Here is a 1,166-nt window from a genome sequence, read left to right as displayed (position 1 = left end):
GGAAACGCTGAATAATTCACCGCACAGCAGAGTCCGGTGCGTAGTTTCCGGATGCGGGGTGAAATTCTGCGATTTTTGCCCTGAATTGCGCCATTTTTTGCGTTATTCCTCCGTTTTTCGTTTTTAGGGCGCAACTTGGCCGTCAGCAATACATAGCCATCGGCGCGCCAGCACCAAATTGGCAAAACCAAACAGCGCAAATAGCTGAGCGGTGTTCTTGGCCAACCCTTTGTAGCGGGCCTTGCGGTGCCTGAACAGGTTCTTCACCACATGGAATGGATGCTCGACTTTGGCACGAATGCTGGCTTTGGCATGTTCAAGTTTTTCCATCAGCTCGCCTACAGCCGACTTGTCCAGCGCTTTACGTTTGGAGGGCCGCATCGCAACATGCCAGGTCACGGGCAGCTCCAGATTCTCTTCACGCTTCTCAACGCCCTGATAACCCGCATCACCAAACACATCCGTTTCATCGCCATGCAGCAGCGCCTGCGCTTGGGTTACATCATGCACATTGGCTGCCGTGCCGACGAGGGTGTGGACAAGCCCTGACTGCGCATCAACCCCAATGTGTGCCTTCATGCCGAAATGCCACTGATTGCCTTTTTTGGACTGGTGCATCTCGGCATCACGTTTCCCTTTCTTATTCTTGGTCGAAGGAGGTGCGGCGATCAGCGTGGCATCGACAATGGTACCCTCACGCAGAAGCAATCCCTTCTCAGCCAGATGGGCGTTGATCGCGTTGAAGATGGATTCGGTCAGTTGATGCGCTTCCAGCAGATGGCGAAATTTGAGCAGGGTCGTTGCATCCGGTGCCGCTTCACGATTCAAATCAATGCCGACAAAACGGCGTATGGCCTGACTGTCGTAAAGCGCATCTTCCGTCGCCTCATCCGAAAGACCGAAGCACTGCTGCGCGACATACATACGCAGTATCCGCTCCAGTCCGACCGGCGGGCGACCTGGGCCGCCGCCGCTCGGGTAATGCGGAGCAATGACATTCGTCAGGGATAACCAGGGCGTGACCGCTTCAATTTCGGCCAGAAAACGATCACGCCGTGTCACACGCTTCTTTGCCGCATACTCCAGTTCAGAAAAACTTGATTGCATCTCGTTAATCACTAATAATCAAAGTGATGCAATTATATCATGGTGGCGAAGTTCAGTGA

1 protein-coding gene is annotated in these 1,166 nt (G+C 53.6%); it reads right to left on the bottom strand.

What is annotated here, in order from left to right; all coding sequences use genetic code 11:
* Window positions 1-123 precede the first annotated feature (123 nt).
* Window positions 124-1,107, bottom strand: a complete 984-nt coding sequence (locus MJ768_RS05970; RefSeq protein ID WP_239288915.1) for an IS5 family transposase — start codon at window positions 1,105-1,107, stop codon at window positions 124-126.
* Window positions 1,108-1,166 lie beyond the last annotated feature (59 nt).

It is taken from the genome of Candidatus Nitrotoga sp. 1052, assembly GCF_927312905.1.
Lineage (GTDB): Bacteria > Pseudomonadota > Gammaproteobacteria > Burkholderiales > Gallionellaceae > Nitrotoga.
This window is presented reverse-complemented; position numbering and strand designations above follow the sequence as displayed.

Excerpts from the sequence above, each read along its gene's own strand:
- MJ768_RS05970 (WP_239288915.1), bottom strand. The coding sequence starts at position 1,107 with ATGCAATCAAGTTTTTCTGAACTGGAGTATGCGGCAAAGAAGCGTGTG.